Annotated in this window: 3 protein-coding genes; all 3 read left to right on the top strand. The window is 65.5% G+C overall.

All coding sequences use genetic code 11. The features are described from left to right. The first annotated feature begins 47 nt into the window (after positions 1-47). The 3 genes from BLX41_RS01545 (at position 48) to BLX41_RS01535 (ending at position 4,100) form a co-directional block, all read left to right on the top strand. A complete protein-coding gene (locus tag BLX41_RS01545) occupies positions 48-1,352 on the top strand; it encodes an MFS transporter (protein WP_185073330.1) in 1,305 nt (434 codons plus the stop codon). A gap of 50 nt (positions 1,353-1,402) precedes the next feature. After that, positions 1,403-2,575 (top strand): amidohydrolase, encoded by a 1,173-nt coding sequence (locus BLX41_RS01540; protein ID WP_123723487.1) that lies wholly within the window; start codon positions 1,403-1,405, stop codon positions 2,573-2,575. 88 nt (positions 2,576-2,663) lie between these two features. Next, a complete protein-coding gene (locus BLX41_RS01535; RefSeq protein WP_123723486.1) occupies positions 2,664-4,100 on the top strand; it encodes an amidase in 1,437 nt (478 codons plus the stop codon). Positions 4,101-4,184 lie beyond the last annotated feature (84 nt).

The raw sequence follows: 4,184 nt of genomic DNA, 5'->3' as shown, positions 1-4,184 counted from the left end.
GCGGTGGGCACAGCCTCTGTGCCAACCGCCACTCTTTGGAAAATGCCATGAAAAGCACCCCCGCTCCTTCGCTACCGCTTCAATACGCGCCGAGCACAGCACCGGCAATACCCCGCGGCAACATGCGCCGGGTGGTCGTCGCCTCCTCCCTGGGCAATGCGCTGGAGATGTACGACTTCACCGTGTACAGCTTTTTCGCGGTGATCATCGGCCAGCTGTTCTTCCCCTCCGACTCCCCATTGGCATCGCTGATGATGTCGCTGGTGACCTTCGCCCTGGGTTTTGTCGTCCGCCCGCTAGGGGCGGTACTGATTGGCCGGGTGGCCGACCGCTACGGCCGCAAGCAGGCGCTGTCGCTGACCATTGCCTTGATGACCATCGGCACGGGCATCATTGCCTTTACCCCCACCTATTCCAGCATCGGGATCTTCGCCACCATCATGCTGGTGCTGGGGCGGATGCTGCAGGGCTTTTCCGCGGGCGGTGAGGTTGGCGCCGCGTCGGCCTTCCTGATGGAGTCCGGGCGCACCGACAACCGCTGCTTCATGGTCTGCTGGCAAGGCGCGAGCCAGGGCGCTGCCGCCCTGCTCGGGGCGCTTTCCGGGCTGGCGCTGACCAGCGTTCTGTCGGAGCAGGCGCTGCACAGCTGGGGCTGGCGCATTCCGTTCATCATCGGCCTGCTGATTGGCCCGGTGGGCTGGTACATCCGCAAGCACCTGGATGAAACCCACCAGAACCCGGAGAACCCGACGCCGTTTCGCGACCTGCTGCGCAAGCACGCGCGCACCCTGGGACTGGGCATATTGCTCATGGCCAGTTCGACGGTCACCTCCTACATGGTGGTGTTCTACATGCCGACCTACCTCACCCGGACCTTGCACTACTCCAGCAGCTTCGCCTTTTCGCTGGTGGCCTTCGCTTGCGTCCTGCTGACGGTCGTACCCCCGCTGGCCTCGCGATGGGCTGACCGCATGCCCCGACGCAAGCCCTTGCTGTACTGGCTGTGCGGGCTGCAGATCATCCTGACCTACCCGGCCTTCATGCTGCTGGGCCTGCAAAGCACCCTGCTCTGCCTGGTGGCGGTGTCGATGCTGATCCTGCCGATGGCCATCAGCGGCGGTGCCGGCCTGGCGCTGCTGATGGAAGCCTTCGCCCGTGACGAGCGAGTCACTGGGCTGTCGATCGTCTACAGCTTCGGGGTCACCCTGTTCGGTGGTTTCTCGCCGCTGATCGTGACCTGGCTGATCGCCGTGACCGCAAGCCCGCTGGTACCTGCCTGGTATCTGTGCAGCGCCATCGTGCTCAGTGGCGTGGCCCTGCGTTTCTACCCGGAATACCCGGGCCGTCCCTGAATCCGCCCTGCAACTGCCCCTCTACCTGGAACAAGGAATCCGTTGTGAACATGACCTCCCTGCAAGACCGACTGCAAGCCAGTACCGAGCGCTTCCTGAAGATCAGGCGCAACCTCCACGCCCATCCGGAGCTGGGTGAAGACACCCTGGACACCGCAGCCCTGGTCACCGGCCTGCTCGAAGGCTGGGGCTATGAAGTCCACACCGGGGTGGGCGGCCATGGCGTGGTCGGCGTCCTGCGTCGCGGCTCGGGCACCAGGACCCTGGGCCTGCGGGCGGACATGGATGCCCTGCCGATCATCGAGCGCAACGGCTTGCCCTGGGCCAGCCAGCGCGCCGGGGTGATGCATGCCTGTGGTCATGACGGCCACACCGCCACCCTGCTGGCGGCGGCCGAACAACTGGCCCTGCACGGCGAGTTCGACGGTACGCTGAACCTGATTTTCCAACCGGATGAAGAAGGCCTGACCGGCGCCAGGAGCATGATGGCCGACGGGCTGTTCCGGCGCTTCCCCTGCGATGCGGTGTACGCCTTCCACAACATGCCGGGGTTTCCCGTGGGCTACGCGATCATCAAGAGCGGCGGGGTCATGGCCTCGTCCGAGCGGGTCGGCATTACCCTGACCGGCAAAGGCGGACACGGCGCCGTGCCGGAGCGCGCCGTCGATCCGATCCCGGCCCTGGCCGGCATCATCAGTGCCCTGCAAACCGTTGTCTCGCGCAACATCAGCGCCAACGATGCGGTGGTGATCAGCATCGGCAAGGTACACGCCGGAACCGCCACCAACATCATTCCCGAATCGGCCATGCTGGAACTCAGCGTGCGCACGGTTGACCCGGCGATCCGCCAACAGGTCGAGCAGCGGATCCGCACCATCGTCGAGGGCCAGGCCGCAGCATTCGGGGTCACCGCCGAGATCGACTATCAGTTGCTGGCCCCGGTCCTGGTGAACACCGTCGCCGAGACGCAACAGATGCTCGACGCCGCGCGCAAGGCCCTGGGCGACGAGAACGTGGTGGAGCAAGTGTCATTCAGGGCCATGGGCAGCGAGGATTTTGCCTGGATGCTGGATGAAGTGCCCGGCTGCTATTTCGGCCTGGGCAACGGTACCGGGGAGTTCAACGGCTGCTCGGTGCACAACGATCACTACGACTTCAACGATCAATTGATTCCCCTGGGCGCAGCGTGCTGGGTGGAACTGGTCGAAGGCTACCTGCGCTGAGGCGCTTGGTTCTCGGGGTGCCCCGATCTGGGCGCCCACACACTGTCTTGTGCAGGCCAGCCCTGCACCCGCCTATCAGGACACTGCCATGCCAAACGCTACCGCCATCGCCGACATGAGCGCCATCGAGCTGCTCGGTCACTACCGTGACAAGCAGCTGTCTCCCGTGGAGGTCACCCAGGACGCACTGGCCCGTATCGAGCGCTTCAACCCGCGGGTCAATGCCTTTTGCTACACCGATCCCGAAGGCGCGCTGAGCACTGCACGCGAAGCTGAAAAACGCTGGATGAAGGGCCAGCCCTGCGGCGCCCTCGACGGCCTGCCCACATCGATCAAGGAACTGACCCCGACCCGGGGCATGCCCACGCGCAAAGCATCGATGACCATTTCGGCCGAAGGCCCCTGGGACGTCGACGCGCCCGTCACCGCCTTCATGCGAGAGGCCGGGGCCGTGGTGCTGGGCAAGACCACCAGCCCGGAGTTCGGCTGGAAAGGCGTGACCGACAGCCCGCTCTACGGCATCACTCGCAATCCCTGGGATACCCGCATGACCAGTGGCGGCTCCTCCGGCGGCGCGGCGGTGGCCGCGGCGCTCAATCTGGGCGTGCTGCATCAGGGCAGCGATGCCGGAGGCTCGATCCGCATCCCCGCCAGCTTTACCGGCACTTTCGGCTTCAAGCCCACCTTTGGCTACATCCCCCAGTACCCGGCCAGCGCGACGACCCTGGTGTCTCACCTGGGCCCCATGACCCGCACCGTGGAGGATGCCGTACTGCTCCTGCAGGCCATCGCCCGACCCGACCCGCGGGACGCGCTGATGGGGGCCCCGCGACACACCCCGTGGCTGCCCGACAGCACCCACCTCAAAGGCCTGCGTATCGCCTACAGCGCAGACTTGGGTTATGTGCAGGTTGATCCGCAGGTCGCTCGCCAGGTGGCGCAGGCCGTGGCGCGGCTGGAACAACTGGGGGCGATCGTCGAAGCGGTCGATCCGGGATTCGACGACCCCCTGCAACTGTTCAAGAGCGTGATCTACGCCGGCGCACAGACGCTGGCCCGGCAACTGAGCACGGCCCAGAAAGCGGTGCTTGATCCGGGCCTGTTGCGCTTTACCGAAGAATGCCGCCACACCACCCTCGCCGACTTCACCGCAGCCCAGGAAGCCCGGGCGGCCTTGATGGCCCACATGAACATGTTTCACAGCCGCTACGACCTGCTGGTCTGTCCGATGCTGCCGATCACCGCGTTCGAGGCCGGCCACGACACCCCGCCCGGCAGCGCAATCGACGACTGGATGAAGTGGTCGCCTTTCAGCTACCCCTTCAACCTGACCCAGCAACCTGCCGCCTCACTGCCCTGCGGGTTCTCGGAGGCGGGATTGCCCATCGGCCTGCAGGTGGTTGGCCCGCGATTTGCCGACGATCAGGTGCTGCGGGTATGCCGGGCTTACGAGCGCGCATTTCCCGTGCCCTTTCCACAGGCCCCCATGACCGGGGCAGCCATGGGCCCGCAGGTAAGGCACTGAAGGCACTATGCGTACCTTTTGGGCGGGCCCTGCACGAGCCCCTGAAATGATCCGGACGCCGTAGTGCCTCATCGACAGGCAGAG

This window comes from Pseudomonas protegens (genome assembly GCF_003732485.1).
GTDB classification, from domain to species: Bacteria; Pseudomonadota; Gammaproteobacteria; order Pseudomonadales; family Pseudomonadaceae; genus Aquipseudomonas; species Aquipseudomonas protegens_B.
This window is presented reverse-complemented; position numbering and strand designations above follow the sequence as displayed.

Excerpts from the sequence above, each read along its gene's own strand:
- BLX41_RS01545 (WP_185073330.1), top strand. The coding sequence starts at position 48 with ATGAAAAGCACCCCCGCTCCTTCGCTACCGCTTCAATACGCGCCGAGC.
- BLX41_RS01540 (WP_123723487.1), top strand. The coding sequence starts at position 1,403 with ATGACCTCCCTGCAAGACCGACTGCAAGCCAGTACCGAGCGCTTCCTG.
- BLX41_RS01535 (WP_123723486.1), top strand. The coding sequence starts at position 2,664 with ATGCCAAACGCTACCGCCATCGCCGACATGAGCGCCATCGAGCTGCTC.